This window comes from Microbacterium sp. A94, assembly GCF_051842855.1.
In the GTDB taxonomy this organism is placed as follows: Bacteria; Actinomycetota; Actinomycetes; order Actinomycetales; family Microbacteriaceae; genus Microbacterium.
The window spans coordinates 218,892-234,229 of sequence record NZ_JBPXMU010000004.1 but is presented as its reverse complement, the minus strand read 5'-3'; the positions used below and the strand labels follow the sequence as shown (position 1 = coordinate 234,229).

14 protein-coding genes are annotated in these 15,338 nt (G+C 65.1%); 3 read left to right on the top strand and 11 right to left on the bottom strand.

All coding sequences use genetic code 11. The annotated features are described in order from the left end of the window. Nucleotides 1–34 precede the first annotated feature (34 nt). The 7 genes from manD to ACSU1L_RS12345 all read right to left on the bottom strand — a co-directional run bounded on the left by manD (nt 35) and on the right by ACSU1L_RS12345 (nt 6,839). On the bottom strand, nt 35–1,273 hold the full coding sequence (gene manD, locus ACSU1L_RS12375) for a D-mannonate dehydratase ManD (protein WP_439255999.1): 1,239 nt from the start codon (nt 1,271–1,273) through the stop codon (nt 35–37). Continuing rightward, complete coding sequence (locus ACSU1L_RS12370; protein ID WP_439255998.1) at nt 1,270–1,941, bottom strand: bifunctional 4-hydroxy-2-oxoglutarate aldolase/2-dehydro-3-deoxy-phosphogluconate aldolase; 672 nt, start codon at nt 1,939–1,941, stop codon at nt 1,270–1,272. The genes manD and ACSU1L_RS12370 overlap by 4 nt, the downstream gene beginning before the upstream one ends. Nucleotides 1,942–1,962: 21 nt before the next feature. Beyond that, the gene (dgoD, locus tag ACSU1L_RS12365; protein WP_438255074.1) at nt 1,963–3,114 is read right to left on the bottom strand and encodes a galactonate dehydratase; all 1,152 of its coding nucleotides are present in this window, start codon (nt 3,112–3,114) and stop codon (nt 1,963–1,965) included. Beyond that, nucleotides 3,111–3,638 carry a gluconokinase gene (locus ACSU1L_RS12360; RefSeq protein WP_438255073.1) on the bottom strand — a complete coding sequence of 176 codons (528 nt, stop codon included), beginning with the start codon at nt 3,636–3,638 and terminating at the stop codon, nt 3,111–3,113. Before ACSU1L_RS12360 ends, dgoD begins: the two co-directional genes overlap by 4 nt. A 2-nt stretch (nt 3,639–3,640) precedes the next feature. After that, on the bottom strand, nt 3,641–4,525 hold the full coding sequence (locus ACSU1L_RS12355) for a carbohydrate ABC transporter permease (protein ID WP_438255072.1): 885 nt from the start codon (nt 4,523–4,525) through the stop codon (nt 3,641–3,643). Further along, nucleotides 4,522–5,448, bottom strand: a complete 927-nt coding sequence (locus tag ACSU1L_RS12350) for a carbohydrate ABC transporter permease (RefSeq protein WP_438255070.1) — start codon at nt 5,446–5,448, stop codon at nt 4,522–4,524. Before ACSU1L_RS12350 ends, ACSU1L_RS12355 begins: the two co-directional genes overlap by 4 nt. A gap of 74 nt (nt 5,449–5,522) precedes the next feature. Further along, the gene (locus ACSU1L_RS12345) at nt 5,523–6,839 is read right to left on the bottom strand and encodes an ABC transporter substrate-binding protein (protein WP_438255069.1); all 1,317 of its coding nucleotides are present in this window, start codon (nt 6,837–6,839) and stop codon (nt 5,523–5,525) included. Between the two features lie 137 nt (nt 6,840–6,976). On the opposite strand from ACSU1L_RS12345, the gene ACSU1L_RS12340 reads away from it, so the two are divergent. Genes ACSU1L_RS12340 through ACSU1L_RS12330 form a run of 3 tightly spaced genes read left to right on the top strand, consistent with a single transcriptional unit; the run spans nt 6,977 to nt 10,010 of the window. Further along, complete coding sequence (locus tag ACSU1L_RS12340) at nt 6,977–7,735, top strand: FadR/GntR family transcriptional regulator (RefSeq protein ID WP_438255067.1); 759 nt, start codon at nt 6,977–6,979, stop codon at nt 7,733–7,735. 44 nt (nt 7,736–7,779) lie between these two features. After that, a complete protein-coding gene (locus ACSU1L_RS12335; RefSeq protein WP_438255065.1) occupies nt 7,780–8,508 on the top strand; it encodes a response regulator transcription factor in 729 nt (242 codons plus the stop codon). Continuing rightward, a complete protein-coding gene (locus ACSU1L_RS12330) occupies nt 8,505–10,010 on the top strand; it encodes a sensor histidine kinase (RefSeq protein WP_439255996.1) in 1,506 nt (501 codons plus the stop codon). The genes ACSU1L_RS12335 and ACSU1L_RS12330 overlap by 4 nt, the downstream gene beginning before the upstream one ends. A gap of 176 nt (nt 10,011–10,186) precedes the next feature. Here ACSU1L_RS12330 and ACSU1L_RS12325 read toward each other — a convergent pair whose 3' ends face one another. The 4 genes from ACSU1L_RS12325 to glmU all read right to left on the bottom strand — a co-directional run bounded on the left by ACSU1L_RS12325 (nt 10,187) and on the right by glmU (nt 15,337). Then, the gene (locus ACSU1L_RS12325) at nt 10,187–11,014 is read right to left on the bottom strand and encodes a DUF559 domain-containing protein (RefSeq protein ID WP_439255995.1); all 828 of its coding nucleotides are present in this window, start codon (nt 11,012–11,014) and stop codon (nt 10,187–10,189) included. Between the two features lie 246 nt (nt 11,015–11,260). Next, nucleotides 11,261–12,832 (bottom strand): flavodoxin reductase, encoded by a 1,572-nt coding sequence (locus ACSU1L_RS12320; protein WP_439255994.1) that lies wholly within the window; start codon nt 12,830–12,832, stop codon nt 11,261–11,263. Nucleotides 12,833–12,863: 31 nt separating this feature from the next. Continuing rightward, nucleotides 12,864–13,898, bottom strand: coding sequence for a ribose-phosphate diphosphokinase (locus ACSU1L_RS12315; protein ID WP_439255993.1), 1,035 nt, complete (start codon nt 13,896–13,898; stop codon nt 12,864–12,866). Between the two features lie 8 nt (nt 13,899–13,906). Beyond that, nucleotides 13,907–15,337 carry a bifunctional UDP-N-acetylglucosamine diphosphorylase/glucosamine-1-phosphate N-acetyltransferase GlmU gene (glmU, locus tag ACSU1L_RS12310; protein ID WP_439255992.1) on the bottom strand — a complete coding sequence of 477 codons (1,431 nt, stop codon included), beginning with the start codon at nt 15,335–15,337 and terminating at the stop codon, nt 13,907–13,909. Nucleotide 15,338 lies beyond the last annotated feature (1 nt).

Below are 15,338 nucleotides of genomic sequence, written 5' to 3'. Positions count from 1 at the left end.
TTTCACATCAGCACGCATGAGCTCGGTCATCTCGTCACCAGTCGTGAACGGTGCCGTCGGCGAGTCGGTTATAAGGAAGGTAGGCGCGTTCGTACGGGTACTTGCCGGCCTCGTCGAGGTCGAGGCTCACGCCGAGTCCCGGCTCGTCGCCAGGATGGAGCATTCCATCCGACCACGTGTAGGACTGCTGGAACACCGAGTCGGTCTGCGACGAGTGCTGCATGTACTCCTGGATGCCGAAGTTGTGGATGCTGAGTCCCAGATGCATCGCGGCAGCCATGCCGACCGGCGAGATGTCGGTCGGTCCATGCACGCCCGATTTGATCTGGTACTGCGCGGCGTAGTCGAGCGTCTTCTTCAATGCCGTGATGCCGCCCATGTGGGTTACGGCGCCACGGACGTAGTCGATCAGCTGCTCGCGGACGAGATCCTTGAAGTCCCACACCGTGTTGAAGATCTCACCGATGGCCAGCGGCGTCGTGGTGTGCTGACGCACGAGCCGCAGCGCCTCCTGGTTCTCGGCCGGGGTGCAGTCCTCCAGCCAGAACAGGTCGTAGGGCTCCAGCGATTTACCCAGCTTCGCCGCCTGGATCGGCGTCATCCGGTGGTGTCCATCATGCAGGAGCGGCAGTGCGGGGCCGAACTCGTGGCGCACAGCCTCGAAGACGCCGGGCAAGTGCCGCAGATACGCGCGCGTGTCCCAGTCCTCCTGAACCGGCTGCGCGCCGCGCCGAGCCGGCTCGTGGTCGTAGCGGACGTCGCCGCCACCGGCATCCACCGCCTGCGATGCGATCCCGTAGATCGACTTGAGACCCGGCACGCCGGTCTGCACGCGAATCGCTTTGAAGCCCTCCTGGAGATGCGCATGCACGCTGTCGAACAGCTCCGGCAGTTCCTTGCCCGACGCGTGCCCGTAGGCGAGCAGTCCGCTGCGCGAAGCGCCGCCCAGGAGCTGATATACCGGCATCCCCGCGGCCTTGCCCTTGATGTCCCACAGCGCCATGTCGACGGCGGCGATCGCGGCCATCGTCACGGGGCCACGGCGCCAATATGCCGAGCGGTACAGGAATTGCCAGGTGTCTTCGATGCGGTGTGCATCACGCCCCAGCAGCAGCGGCACCACGTGGTCCTTCAGATACGACACCACCGAGAGTTCGCGGCCGTTCAGCGTCGCATCGCCGAGGCCGACATGCCCGTCGCTGGTCGTCAGGCGCAGGGTGACGAAGTTGCGGCTGGGGCTGGTAACGATGACCTCTGCCTTGTCGATGATCACAGCGAGTGCTTCCTTTCGTGCGGTGAATGCTCGTCGATGACGGCGCGATAAGCGCCGGCGCGTGTGGCGAGCGCGGCCAGGTCGCCGCCGGGCCCTGCGGCGTCGCCCACCAGCGTGCCTCCGATGCCGAAGCCGAAGGCTCCCGCCGCGAGAAACGTCGGGATGGATTCCAGCGAGACTCCGCCGACCGGGATGATGCGTACGTCGGGGAGCGGGTCTCGAACGGCTTGGATGAATCCCGCGCCAAGAACGGATGCCGGAAACAGCTTCACTGCGGCAGAGCCGAGGTCCATCCCGCGTTGGATCTCGGTGGGAGTGAACACGCCCGGCAGAACTCCGATCCCCTGCGCGATCGCGTAGTCGACGGATGCCGTCAGCGTGGGGGTAACCATGAACTGCGCCCCGGCGGCGACGGCGCGGTCGACATCGCGCTCGGTGAGGACGGTTCCGGCGCCGACCAGCGCTTCATCCGGAGCATCCGACACGATCTGGGCGATCGCCTCTTCGGCGTCTGCCAGCGTGAGGGTGACCTCGAGCGTCGTGATGCCAGCGGCGATCAGGGTGCGCGCAGCGGCCACGGTGGCATCCACGTCCGTTCCGCGCAGAATCGCGATCAGGCGATCGGACGCGATCCGGTCACGGAGCTGTGCGTTGTCTACGGTGCTCATAATCTCCTCGTCACCACTGCGTCACCACTCCGCCATCGAACCATCGGCGTGCCGCCAGATGGGGTTCTGCCACGTCCGCCAGCGACCGGCGGCGGCACGCACGGCCTGCTCATCGATCTCGATACCCAAACCAGCCCCGGCCGGTCGCGCGAAACCGCCATCGACGAACTGCAGCGGGGTCGTGTCGAGAACGTAATCGAGCACCTCGGCGCCCTGGTTGTAGTGGATGCCGATCGACTGCTCCTGAATGAGATAGTTCGGCGTCGCAAATCCCACCTGCAGGCACGCGGCGAGCGCGAGCGGCCCCAGCGGGCAGTGCGGCGCAAGAGTGACATCGAAGGTTTCGGCGAGCGCGGCGATCCGGCGCACTTCAGAGATTCCGCCGGCGTGCGACAGATCAGGTTGCGCGATCGCGATCCCCGCTTGCAGCACCGGCAGGAACTCCTGTCTGCTGTAGAGTCGCTCCCCCGTCGCGATCGGAATGGTCGTGGCATCCACCATCCGCCCGATCACGTGCGAGTTCTCCGGGACGACCGGCTCCTCGATGAAGAAGGGATGCAGCGGCTCCAGCAGCGGCGCGAGCCGACGTGCGGTGGCCAGTGTGAACCGGCCGTGCAGATCGACGGCGACGTCCCGGTCTGGACCGAGCACTTCCCGCGCACTGGCGACGCGGTCCACCACGCCCTGCAGCTCGGCGACCGAGCCGTTGCGGCCCATCCGTCCCGAAGCGTTCATCTTCACCGCGGTCAATCCGACATCGAGCTGCGCGGCGATGTGGTCGGCCACCTCCAGCGGGTCGTCGCCGCCCACCCAGCCGTACGCACGGATGCTATCGCGAACGGCGCCGCCGAGCAGGTCGTGCACTGGCACCCCGAGGCGCTTGCCCTTGAGATCCCACAGCGCCTGATCGACGCCGGCCACGGCGCTGGCGAGCACCGCGCCGCCCCGGTAGAACTGCGATTTGGTGAGCACCTGCCAGTGGTCTTCGATGAGCCCTGGGTCGCGGCCGAGCAGGTACTGCGCGAACTGATCCACGGCTGCCCGCACGACATCGCCGTACCCTTCCAGAGAGGCCTCTCCCCAGCCGACCAAACCGTCGTCGGTCTCGATGCGCACGAACAGCCAACGCGGCGCTACCGGGAACGATTCGACCCTGCTGATGGTGGCGGTCACTGCATGGCCCCAATGCTCACGAGGTAGTCGGCGCAGATCTCGGCAACGATCTCGTCGGGTGCCGGAACCACGCTGACCCGGATCCCCTGCTCGTCATCTGCCAGCGGCTCGAGTGTCGCGTACTGCGACTCCAGCAGCTCCGGTGGCATGTACTCGTGGGATCGGGCCTGCACGCGCTCACGGATCAGTTCGATCGGCGCCCACGGGTCCACGAAGTAGGTCTGCGGTGCATGGGTGCGGATGAGATCGCGATAGCTGCGGCGCAGAGCTGAGCAGGCCACGACGACACCGCCGGATGCGGCGTGCTCGATGAGGGTCTCCCCCACCTCGTGCAACCAGGGCTCGCGATCGGCGTCCGTGAGCGGTGTGCCGGATGCCATCAGGCTGATGTTGTCCGCGGAGTGCAGAGTATCCCCGTCGATGAACGGCACGTCCAGCCGTTCGGCCAGCAGACGTCCGATGGTGGATTTTCCGATTCCCTGCACGCCCATCACGATGATGGCAACGCTCGCAGTCACACGCATACTCAGCCTTTCGTGGCGCCGGCGGTCAGCCCGCTGACAATGTATCGCTGTGTGAACAGTGCGATCAGCATGATCGGTGTGGTCACGACGACGGATGCCGCCATGAGGGCTCCCCAGTCGATCGAGGCATACCCGATGAAGTCGAAGATCGCCACCGGCAGCGTCTTAGTGGAGTTGCCGGAGAGCACCAGAGCGAACATGAAGTTGTTCCACGAGAAGATGAACGACAGGATCGTCGCCGTGGCGATGCCGGGCACCGACAGCGGCAGGGTGATCCGGAAGAATGCCCCGATCGCGGTGAGGCCGTCCACCTGCGCGGACTCTTCGAGTTCCTCCGGCATCTGATCGAAGAACGACATCATGATGTAGAGGATCAGCGGCAACGACACGAACATGTGCGACAGGATCAGCGGCAAGTACCCGCCGGTCAGCTTCAACTGGGCGAAGATGAAGTACCAGGGCACCAGCAGGCTGACGCCGGGAATGATGCGCGCCAGCAGCACGGCCATCGCGGATTTGTTCATCAGGAATCGGCTCATCGCGTATGCCGCCGGAAGGGCGAGCACCATGGACAGTGCGGTCGCCATGAATGCGACGAAGAACGAGTTCCAGATGTAGACGAGGTAGTTGCCGCGTCGCGGATCGAATACGGTGCCGTAATTGTCGAGCGTGGGATCGAAGATGAACGCCTTGCTCGCGTCGTAGATCTGCACGTTGTACTTGAAGCTGGCCAGCACCATCCAGACGATGGGCCCGAGGAAAGCCAGCACGATCACCACCAGGCCGATGATTCGTCCGACCGTGCCGATGCGGACCTTCTTGCGCCGGGTTCGCCCCGGCTTCTGGCCGTTCATGACGAGGGTGCGGGTGTCGGTCGTGGTGGTCATGAGTCCTTGACCTTTCGCTGCATCTGGATGACCCAGATCACGCCGAGGATGATGAGGAAGAACAGGATCAGGACGGCCGAGGCCAGGCCGTACTCGTTGTAGTCGAAGCTCAGACCGTAGGCGTAGATGTTGAGCGTCTCCACGTCGTGGAAGGCTCCACCGCCCTTACCCTTGGTGGCATAGAGCAGGTCGAAGGTCTTCAGCGCGTCGATACCGCGCAGGAGGACAGCCGCGACGATGACGCTGCGCATGAGCGGCACGATGACGTACCAGAACCGCTGCCAGCCGTTCGCCCCGTCGACCTTGGCCGCTTCCTGCGGCTCCTCGGAGAGGCTGGTGAGACCGGCCAGCAGGATGAGCGTGACCATCGGCGTCCACTGCCAGATATCGACGAACACCAGAGTCGCAAGCGATGTGGCCGGATCTGCCAGCCACGGCTGCGGCGGAATTCCGACCCAGCCGAGCATCTCGTTGACGAAGCCGATGTTCGGCTCGAACAGCAGCCGCCACATCATGCCGACCGCGACCGGGGTAGCCACCAGCGGCAGGAGAATGATCGTTCGCACAGCGCCCTGGCCACGGAACGGCTTCCACAGCAGCAGTGCGATGATCATCCCGAGGATCAGCTCGAAGAAGAGGGCGCCGCCGGTGAAGGCGAAGGTGCGCCACACCGCCGGCCAGAAACGCTCGGTGTCGGTGAGTACCTCGGCGTAGTTCTCGAGGCCGTTGAAGTCGAACTTGCGGCGCACCGATCGCTGGGCATCGGTGAAGCTGAGAAACAGTGTCCAGCCGAGCGGGATGACCAGCAGCAGCGTCGTGAACGCGATCGCGGGACCGGCGAACAGCCACTTGCGGTGCCGGTTGGCCCAGCGGCTGAAGCGCTCCTGCGTCCCGACCTGCTCGGGGCTCTGTAGTGCAGTCATGAGAGTTTCCGTGTTGGTTGGCCGTGCCCCGAAGCGTCGTTGCGGATGCTCCGGGGCACGGCGGACGGGAATGGTTACTCGGAGTCCTCGAGAAGGAACTCGTCGAAAGCGGTGTTCGATGAGTCCACGGCAGCATCCACATCGCCGCCGGCGATCGCGACGACAATCGGCTCACCGACGATCTCGCGGGCCTCGGACACCTGGATCACGAGCGGACGGTCCTGACCGATGCCGTTCTCGCCGTTGATCTTGATCGCCTCGACGAGCTCTTCGGGGTAATCCGCGGTCGCCTCAGGGTTCTCCCACACCGAGGTGCGGGCGCCGGAGACGCCGAGCTTCGCCATTTCCAGGGTGATGTCTTTCGACGTCGCCCACTGCACGAACTGCCAGGCGGCCGACGGGTTCGAAGCGGTTTCGTTGACCGCGAGGGCCCACGCCGCCACGTTGTACGGCTTGGATCCGGCCTCGCCCTCGGGGAACGGAGCAAAACCTACCTGCTCCGAGACCGTGGACTGTGTCGGGTCGGTCATGTTCTTGTAGAGGCTGTCGGCATCGGCGATGAAGGCTGCCTGCCCCTGCTGGAACACCGCGAACGCCTCGGCCCAGCTCATCTCGGGGTTGATCGTGGCGTCGGTGTGGTTGCGGATGAGGTCGCCGTAGTACTGGTAAGCACCACGAGCCTCATCACTGCCAATGGCCGAGGTGCCGTCGTCATTGATCCACTGTCCGCCGGAGCTGAACAGGAATGCGCTGAACTGAGTGACGGCAGCTGACTTTCCGGTGCGGCCGATGTAGCCGGCGACGTCGGGGTGCAGTTCATGAATGGCGGCAGCTGCCGCATCGAGCTCTTCCAGTGTGGTCGGAACCTCGAGGCCGGCCTCTTCGAGCAGGTCCTTGCGGTAGTACAGCACGGTGCGCTCGGTGATAATCGGAACGCCGACGATCTGGTCATCGTAGGTGGTCAGGGATGCCGGACCCGGCTGGAAGTCGGACCAGTCCCAGTCGGCGTCGGCCTCGGCCAGTTCGGTGAGGTCGGCGAGGTATCCGTTGCTGGCGAACAGCTTGTTCTCCTGCAGCGGTCGATACATCAGCACGTCGATCTCATCGGTGCCGGCGTTGAGCTTGACGTTGTACTGGTCGGAGAGCTGATCTTCGGCGAGCTGACTGATCTCGACCGTCGCGCCAGTCTCCTCCTCGAACTGCGGAATGAGTTCCTTGATGGTCTCGGTCCACACATGGTTGGCGAGGGTGACCCGAATCGTCTCGCCCTCGATGCCTTCGGTCTCGTCGATCTCTGAACCGGTGCCGCCGCTGCAGCTGACCAGCGCTCCGGCGACCACTGCTGTTGTTGCCGCCGCGAAGAAGCGGGCGGTCTTGGATCCGTACTTCACTGTGACTCTCCATCCTGAGACTCGCATCATCGCGGGGCTCGTGGCGCAGGTGCCCTGTTACATCTGCTCAATGGCCAAGTTATCTTCAATAAGTCATACTTTTCAACCCGTCGTGATGAAAAAGATAAGATCTAACCATGACCGCAGAGAATGTACTTGATCCCGCCTCTCCCGCCGTGGTCGTGCGAGGCGATCTGCGAAACCTCGTCCTCGACACGCTGGGGCGCGAAATCTGCTCGGGCGTGATCGGGCCGGAGACCACCTTCACCACCGAGTCGATCGAGTCGCGTTTCGAAGTCTCCCGCTCGGTGGTGCGTGAAGCGCTGCGTGCACTCGAGGCGCTGGGACTGGTGGCGCCCAAGCGACGGGTAGGTATGCGCGTGCTCCCCCTCACCCGGTGGAACGTGTACGACTTACAGGTCATCCGCTGGCGCCTCGCCGGCCCCAGCCGCGTGGCGCAACTGCGTTCGCTGACGGAGTTGCGCGGTGCGATCGAACCCGCAGCAGCACGCCTGGCCGCGATGCGAGCACCACTGAATCAGGCCAGCGATCTCGTCGGCCTCGCCGGACGCCTGTGGGCCGCAGGAAAGGAGGGTGACACTGCTGGCTTCCTCGCGCTCGACAAGGAGTTCCACTCCCTCATCCTCACTATGAGCGGCAACGAGATGTTCGCGCAACTGCACCATCTGGTCGCCGAAGTGCTCACCGGACGGACCCAGTACAACCTGATGCCGAAGTTCCCAGCATCCGAGGCATTGCAGATGCACGTCGATATCGCCACGGCCATCCAGACCGGCAACGCGGACAAGGCCGCGTCGTCCATGATCGCGATCATGGACCGCACCCTCGACGAGATGAGTTCGATCTGGACGCAAGAACTCACAGGGAGCGCATAGCGGACTCCATAGATTCTTCATAGCTGATTCCACAGAATGGTCGTATGACCCACGATCTGCCTGAACTGCATCGCGCCGACGGCTCTGCACTGCGCATCCTGGCTGTCGACGACGAGCAGATGCTCACCGACCTGCTGGCGATGGCGCTGCGGATGGAGGGATGGGAGGTGCGAACGGCATCCTCCGGACTCGAAGCCCTCCAGGTCGCCCACGAGTTCGAACCCGACGCGCTGGTGCTCGACATCATGATGCCTGATCTGGATGGCATGAGCGTCCTGCGTCGCCTGCGTGAATCCGGCAACCTGGTTCCGGTGCTGTTCCTGACCGCGAAGGATGCCGTCGGCGACCGTATCGCCGGTCTCACGGCCGGTGGCGACGACTACGTCACCAAGCCCTTCAGTCTCGAAGAGGTGATCGCGCGCCTGCGTGCCATCATCCGCCGCACCGGCCTCGCCAGCAGCGACGAGGGGCAGTCGATCCTGCGCGTCGGTGACCTCACCCTGAACGAGGACAGCCACGAGGTCGAGCGCGCCGGCACCGAGATCGAACTGACCGCAACCGAGTTCGAACTGCTGCGCTATCTCATGCGCAATGAGCGCCGGGTGCTGTCGAAGGCGCAGATCCTCGACCGCGTGTGGAGCTACGACTTCGGCGGCAAGTCCTCGGTGGTCGAGCTGTACATCTCGTACCTGCGCAAGAAGATCGACGCCGGGCGCACTCCCCTGCTGCACACCGTGCGCGGCGTCGGATACATGATCAAGGCCCCGCAGTGACCTCACTGGGGCTGACGAGACCACTGACCCTGCAGACGCGCCTGCTGTGCGCCGTCATCGGGTTCGTGTCGCTCATCCTCATCATTGTCGCGGTCATCACGAGCGCGACGCTCGGGCGGGCGCTGGAGGGCAAGCTCCAGGAGCAGGTGAAAACGACCGCAGCCCAGACGACGTATCTGACGGCAGCACAGGCAGAGTCGTCCGCCGACTCTGGTGAACCGATCACCGCGCAAACGGTTCTGGCCGGCCAGCATTTCCCCTCGTCCGCCGTCCTGCTGGCCATAGCCTCAGCCGATGGAGCAAGCGGCGTCGTCGCCACAGCCGATGGCACGACTGTCCTCACCGACACACAGTTGATCGCGATCGACAGGGCCGTTCAATCCTCGGGCAGCGCATCGATCAGGCTGGGCGATCTGGGCGCTTTCCGGGTCACAGTCACTCAGGTCGCCGATGCCCGCGGCAACGAAATCGCCATCGTCACCGGACTGCCGCCGGATGATCGAACCCTGGCGCAGCTGCTCACCGTGATCACACTGGCGACGTTGGGCGGGCTCATCCTGCTCGCGCTGACGACGGCCGTGACGATCCGCTTCAGCCTGGCGCCGCTTCGCGCCGTCGCCCGCACAGCCACGCGCGTCGCGAACCAACCGTTGGACCGCGGAGCGGTGACGATCACCGAGCGCGTTCCCGCAACGGAAGCCGATCCGCGCACCGAGATCGGCATCGTCGGCGCCTCGCTGAACACGCTGCTCGATCACGTCAACGACTCACTCGCCTCTCGTCAGCAGAACGAAGAGCGGATGCGACGCTTCGTCGCGGATGCCAGCCACGAACTGCGCACGCCGCTGGCTTCCATCCGCGGATACTCGGAGCTCTCATTGCGAGCACTGCAGACCGAAACGCCGGGGGCTGCGCGCACCACCGAGGACACTCGGATGGCGCTGGAGCGCATTCAGGCGCAGTCGCTGCGAATGACCAGGCTGGTCGAAGATCTGCTGCTGCTGGCACGTCTAGATGAAGGGCAAGAGCTCGTCCACGGTACGGTCGATCTCACCCAGCTTGCGCTGGAGGGCCTCGCGGATGCGCGCCCCACCGGGCCGAATCACAGCTGGAGCATCGATGTTCCAGAAGAACCCGTCATCATGCCCGGTGATGCCGGACGCCTGCACCAGGTCGTTGCGAATCTGCTCGCGAACGCGCGCACCCACACTCCGGAGGGCACCGAGATCACCCTGGGCGTCGCGCGCGAGGGCGATGAAGCGCTCATCCGCGTGCACGATAACGGCCCCGGAATCGACCCGCATGTTCGTGAGGAGCTGTTCGCCCGATTCGCCCGGGGCGACGATTCCCGTACCCGTCAGACCGGGGGCACCGGTCTCGGGCTCGCCATAGCCAAGGCCATCGTGGAAGGCCACCGCGGCACGATCACGGTCGAAAGCGCTCCCGGCGATACGACGTTCACGGCACGGTTCCCCCTCCCCGCGAGGTCTGCGGCCGCCTAGCCCCGCACACTTGCAGGGCCAATGCCCAGTTGCAGGGGCATCCCACGGCGTTTCGCCCTGCATCTGTACGATCGCCCTGCATCCGGACCGGCACCAGGCACCAGGCACCAGGCACCAGGCACCAGGCACCAGTCACCAGTCACCAGTCACCAGTCACCAGTCACCAGGCCAGGGCATCAGACGAGTCTGGCGAGGGCGGCGAGGATCGCCGCTTCGACGATGGGCCAGTTGTACACGACCATCGCGTAGTCGAAGCGGAGCGTTTCGTACCCAACGGCGGATGCCGCGGCATCCCTCATGAGATCTCTGTGCCGTTCGGACTCGCCATCGTGATTCTCTTTCCCATCCGTCTCGAGAATCAGTCGGCCCGCGACGACGAAGTCCACCCGTCCGACAGTCGGTATCGAGACCTGACAGTCGAGCCGGATGCCGAGCAGCTCAAGACGCAGGCGCAGCAATGATTCCAGCCCGCTGTCAGCGTCGGAACGGGCAAGGTCGACCAACCATCGTGCGCCCACCGGGAGGCGCTGTCGGATTCGAGCTTTCGCAACGGCCTTGATCTTCCGCTGGCGCAGCGCCGATTCCAGCGCAGCGAAGAAGGCTTCATCGCCGTGGCAATGGTAGACATGCACCAGCACCACATCCAGCGGCGCCAGTCCGAGCTTCATCGGTCCGGCGAAGAAATGGCCGACACACGAACAGGTTGAGGGATGATGCACTCTCCCGGTGCCGCCCAACCAGACGTGCACGGCCTCATCCTCGTTCAGGGTCCAGACACCGTGCAGGCGCAGCGCGCGAGCGCAGGTGACGGCGCCGCCGTGGCGTGCAGCCTCCACAAGGTCGGGATTCGTGTCGGGTAAGGCGAACACACCCGGGCGTAGCCGCAGAATGTTTCCGCCGCGCACAGCGTGCGACAGCATCCGACGGGAAAATCCGAACTCCTGCAATCGGACTCCACGGGCGATGCCGCCCTCGGACGCAATGATCTGAGCTGGTTGAAGCATCTGCCGATGATCCCGCGTCCTCGGTGCCGGAATACGGTCCACACGACGAATGTGGAAGAATCCTGCATCCGTACGGAGTGTGCAGAACTAGTGAGGGCCGCACACTTGCAGGGCCGAAGCACGCCTGCAGTGGCATCCCACGGCGTTTCGCCCTGCATCTGTACGATCGCCCTGCATCCGGACCGAGGGCGGGTCTGGCGGGTCTGGCGGGCCTGGCGAGGCTGGGCGAGGCTGGGCGAGGACGAGTCAGTATCCGGCGAAGGCATCGGTCGTGAGTGACCGGGCCTTCTGCAGGGCCGGGGCGAGGTCGGCGAGCAGCCGCGGCGGCCCGGAGATGAACGCGTGCCGACTCGGCAGATCAGGCACGACTCGCTCAAGCCCAGCGGCATCCAGGCGCACGCCCTGTGCCCAGTGCCAGTGCTCCGGCAACGCCTGCGGGGCATCCCGAGTGAACACGATCGTGGGTACTCCGGTCGCTTCGAGTTCCGCGCGGAATGCCAGCTCCATCGCTTCGGCTGCGACATAGACGAGCACGACGTCGCGCTGCAGCCCGTCAGCCTGCAACTGCCGCAGCTGCGAGACGAACGGTGTCACGCCGATTCCGGCCGCCACCATCAGCACCGGCGCATCGCCGTGCGGCAGGACGAAGTCGCCCCAGGTTCCGGTCACAGCCAGCGTCGCTCCCGGTTGCGCGGCCGCAAGCGCCCGTTTGTACGACGAGGGATGCTTCTGATCACCGTTCTTGTACGCGATGCGCAGGGTCGGAAGATCTGCCGGCGCAGAGACGATGCTGAACTCGCGGCGGGTGCCTCGCGCATCCGGGCGGTGATGCGGCACATCGAGCTCGAGGTACTGACCGGGGATGAACTTCAACTTCCCCTGAGCTCGGAAGGTCAACTCCTGCGCGGTCGGGGTGATGAACTCACGTTTCTGCAGTGTCAGCCGCACCGACCCGCGCAGTGCGAAGGCGACCGCGAGCAGATTGCCGATCAGCAGCGCCCGCTCCTGTCCGAGGGTGAACAATCCCCCGATGAGAATCGGCCAACCAGCGAGCAGCCCCACCAGCGCTGCGACAGCGAACTGCTGCCAGCGCCGGGGCGGACTGGTCAGCGGCTCGGACACCATGAACACCCCGAGGAACAGGAACGGCGACTGCAGCACTGCGAACTGCACAGCCGCAGACAGGTCGAACTCGACGCCGAGCTGCTGGGCCTGCACGGCCTGGCGCACGACCGCGGTGCCGACCGCGATCAGCACGAACACCAGCACGACCCGAATCTTCTCGGTGCGCCACAGCACGAGCAGTCCGAACAGTGCAACGGGAAGCGCGAGCGCCGCGTTACCCACCCACCACGATGCCGACGTTCCCAGCCATTCGAATGCGCCGAAGGATCCGATCAGCGTGACCACGGCTGCACCAAATGCCGCCGGATTGAGGATATGGCGGCCACGCCAGGCGATGACGTACTTCGACAAGCTCGCCACAGCGCCCGTCAGAGCGAGCCCGATGAGGGCCGCAGGGTCTGTGCCGGGACGCATCACGAACAGCAGGATCAGCGCGGTAACGAGCGAGGATTCCACGCGCCACGGCAGATGCAGCACCCGCTGGGCCGCGGCATCGACAGCGGAGATCACCGCAGCCAGCACGACGAACGAGACCACGATCTCCACCGGGGTCGGCGACACGATCCCGCCGATCGCCGAAAGCAGTAGCGCGATGAGCGCGAGCGCCACGAGCGCGAAGAACACCAGCCGATACATCGACACGGCACCGAGGATCGAGAGCACCCGCTGCCGCACAGCGGTGAATGAAGACATCACAGAACCTCGGGCTTGCTGAGAGCGCGTGCTAGGCGTCGCCGCCGAACATGCTGGTGACCGATCCGTCCTGGAACACCTCATGGATCGCCCGGCCGAGCAGCGGAGCGATCGGCAGGATCGTGAGTCCATCCCACTGCCGCGAGGCGGACAGCGGGATCGTGTCGGTGACGACGACCTCATCGATCGACTCGTCCTGCAGACGCTCGGATGCCGGGTCGCTGAAGATCGCGTGCGTTGCTGCCACGATGACGCGGCGCGCACCAGCCGCCTTCAGTGCCTGCGCAGCCTTGACGATGGTGCCACCGGTATCGATCATGTCGTCGACCAGCAGACAGGTGCGCCCCTCGACCGCGCCGACGATCTCGTGCACGGAGACCTGGTTGGCAACCTTCGGGTCGCGACGCTTGTGGATGATCGCCAGCGGTGCATCCAGGCTGTCCGACCAGGTGTCGGCAACGCGCACACGGCCCATGTCCGGCGAGACGATCGTGAGCGTCTCACGGTCTTCAGCGGTCAGCGTCTCACGGAAATGCTCGAGCAGCACGGGCTTGGCGAACAGGTGGTCGACCGGTCCGTCGAAGAAGCCCTGGATCTGCGCGGCGTGCAGGTCGACGCTCATGACACGGTCAGCACCCGCGGTCTTGAGCAGATCAGCGACCAGACGGGCGCTGATGGGCTCGCGCCCGCGACCCTTCTTGTCTTGCCGCGAATACGGGTAGTAGGGGGCGACGACGGTGATGCGCTTGGCCGAGGCACGCTTAGCCGCGTCGATCATGATGAGCGTCTCCATGAGCCACTCGTTGACCGGTTCACCGAATGTCTGCACCAGGAACAGGTCGCAACCGCGGATCGACACCTCGAAGCGGGCGTAGATCTCCCCCGAAGCGAACGTGCGGTGCTCTACGGGCGCCGGCTGGATTCCGAGGCCGTTGGCCACCGCGGCTGTGAGCTCCGGGTGCGAACGGCCGCCGGCCACGACGAGCCGCTTCTTGTTCTTCGCGATGAGCCCGGGGGCCACGCCGTTGTCCCGATCCAGTTCAACGGTCTTTTTCTTGTGCCCCATGCCCTGCCTTACTCTGTGGCTGTGTTGGCCCGGGAGGCCGCTTGTGCAGCGCCCGTCCCGGCTCGATTCTTCTCGACCCACCCCTCGACGTTTCGTTGAGGGGCGACGCTCAAGGCCAGTGCACCAGCGGGGACGTCCTTGCGGACTACCGCTCCCGCTCCGGTCTTCGCTCCAGCACCAATCCTAACCGGCGCGACGAAGACGTTATGCGATCCGGTGTGCACCTCGTCACCGATCTCGGTGCGGTGCTTGGCGATGTCGTCATAGTTCGCGGTGATTGCACCAGCGCCGAGGTTCACACGCTCACCGATCGTCGCATCGCCGACGTAGGAGAGATGCGGCACTTTGCTGCCCTCGCCGATCTGCGAGTTCTTCGTCTCGACGAAGGTGCCGATCTTGCCGTTCGCGCCGAGGACGGTGCCCGGGCGAACATACGCGAAGGGCCCGACGTTCGCTCCGGCGCCGATGACGGCGAGTGTCGCGTCGGCTCGGCGCACAACAGCATCCGCACCGATCTCGCAGTCGACCAATGAGGTGTCCGGGCCGATCACGGCTCCGGCTTCAATGACGGTCGCGCCGGCGATGATCGTGTTCGGGAGGACCGTCACGTCGGGCGCGATCTTCACTTCGTCGTCGATCCAGGTCGTCGCCGGGTCAATGATGGTGACGCCCTCGCGCTGCCAGCCACGGACGATCCGCTGGTTGAGGAGTCGGCCGACCTCGGCCAGCTGCACGCGGTCGTTGACACCGTAGGTCACCGTGACATCTGAGACGACGGATGCCGCCACTCGGTCCCCAGCACGACGCAGCAGCTGCGGCACATCTGTCAGATACTTCTCCCCCTGGGCATTGTCGACACCGACCGTCGGGAGGTGCTCGCGCAGCGCGGAGGCGCGGAAGACGTACATGCCGGCGTTGATCTCTCGGACAAGAACCTCGTCGGCAGAGGCATCCTTCTGCTCGACGATGCGATCGACGTCACCCTCGGCATTGCGGATGACGCGGCCGTAGCCAGTCGGATCGTCAAGGACCGCGGTCATGAGCGTTGCCGCAGCGTCGGCTGCACGATGCTCGGCGATGAACGACGTCAGCGTCGCAGCATCCGCCAGCGGGCAGTCGCCGGAGAGGATGAGAACATCGCCGTCGAAAGCGGGAATCGCCTCGAGCGCGACCTCTACAGCACGTCCGGTGCCCGGAATCTCATCCTGGTCGACGATGATCGCGTTCGGATGCGCGGATGCGAGCGCCTGGACGAGTTGCTCGCGTTCGTGTCTCACCACGACCTCGACGGACTCGGCGCCGAGGCTATCCGCGGCCTTCAGCACATGCCCGATGAGCGAGCGTCCACCGATCGTGTGCAGCACCTTGGGCAACCGGGACTTCATCCGAGTGCCCTGCCCTGCAGCGAGCACGATGATCGCGAGTCTGTTCTCCGTCATG

Bases quoted from the DNA above. Each gene is read 5' to 3' on its own strand.
- ACSU1L_RS12370 (WP_439255998.1), bottom strand. From the start codon at position 1,941: ATGAGCACCGTAGACAACGCACAGCTCCGTGACCGGATCGCGTCCGAT.
- ACSU1L_RS12360 (WP_438255073.1), bottom strand. From the start codon at position 3,638: ATGCGTGTGACTGCGAGCGTTGCCATCATCGTGATGGGCGTGCAGGGA.
- ACSU1L_RS12355 (WP_438255072.1), bottom strand. From the start codon at position 4,525: ATGACCACCACGACCGACACCCGCACCCTCGTCATGAACGGCCAGAAG.
- ACSU1L_RS12350 (WP_438255070.1), bottom strand. From the start codon at position 5,448: ATGACTGCACTACAGAGCCCCGAGCAGGTCGGGACGCAGGAGCGCTTC.
- ACSU1L_RS12340 (WP_438255067.1), top strand. From the start codon at position 6,977: ATGACCGCAGAGAATGTACTTGATCCCGCCTCTCCCGCCGTGGTCGTG.
- ACSU1L_RS12335 (WP_438255065.1), top strand. From the start codon at position 7,780: ATGACCCACGATCTGCCTGAACTGCATCGCGCCGACGGCTCTGCACTG.
- ACSU1L_RS12325 (WP_439255995.1), bottom strand. From the start codon at position 11,014: ATGCTTCAACCAGCTCAGATCATTGCGTCCGAGGGCGGCATCGCCCGT.
- ACSU1L_RS12320 (WP_439255994.1), bottom strand. From the start codon at position 12,832: ATGTCTTCATTCACCGCTGTGCGGCAGCGGGTGCTCTCGATCCTCGGT.
- ACSU1L_RS12315 (WP_439255993.1), bottom strand. From the start codon at position 13,898: ATGGGGCACAAGAAAAAGACCGTTGAACTGGATCGGGACAACGGCGTG.
- glmU (WP_439255992.1), bottom strand. From the start codon at position 15,337: ATGACGGAGAACAGACTCGCGATCATCGTGCTCGCTGCAGGGCAGGGC.